We start from the raw sequence: 443 nt of genomic DNA, 5'->3' as shown, positions 1-443 counted from the left end.
GGCGCAGGCTGACATCGGGCGCCAGGCGGCACGCGCTGCAGCTCCCACCGACGCCCCGGTGCCGGCTCCCGCCACCGCAGGCGGCGGGGTCGCAGTGGCGGCCGCCGCGCCCGCGCTCGTCCGAGACGGTGCACCGAACGGCGCGGTCGACGATGCCGCGGTCGACGACGACGCGGACGACGACGACGCGGTGGACGCGCCGCCGCTTCTCGGCGCGTCGACCGGGCCGGAACCCGGCGACGAGCCACCCCCACCGGCTCCGCGTCCCAGCGCGCCTGACGCGCGTCCGCCGACCAGCACCTCCGGCACGCGCGGCGCCGCCAACCCGCGGCCACGCCAGCAGCGAGGCAAGAAGCGCCGCTAGGGACAAGCCGTGAGGACACGAGCGCGTGTGGCGGGTGGCCGCGTCAGCGGCAGGGGAGCGAACGGCCGCGAGGCGGGTA

Annotated in this window: 1 pseudogene; it reads left to right on the top strand. The window is 78.6% G+C overall.

The window, feature by feature from the left end:
* Nucleotides 1–364: pseudogene (locus RM844_RS32855) on the top strand (hypothetical protein); the annotation flags it as partial.
* Nucleotides 365–443 lie beyond the last annotated feature (79 nt).

Source organism: Streptomyces chisholmiae (assembly GCF_031845445.1).
Lineage (GTDB): Bacteria > Actinomycetota > Actinomycetes > Streptomycetales > Streptomycetaceae > Streptomyces > Streptomyces chisholmiae.
This window is presented reverse-complemented; position numbering and strand designations above follow the sequence as displayed.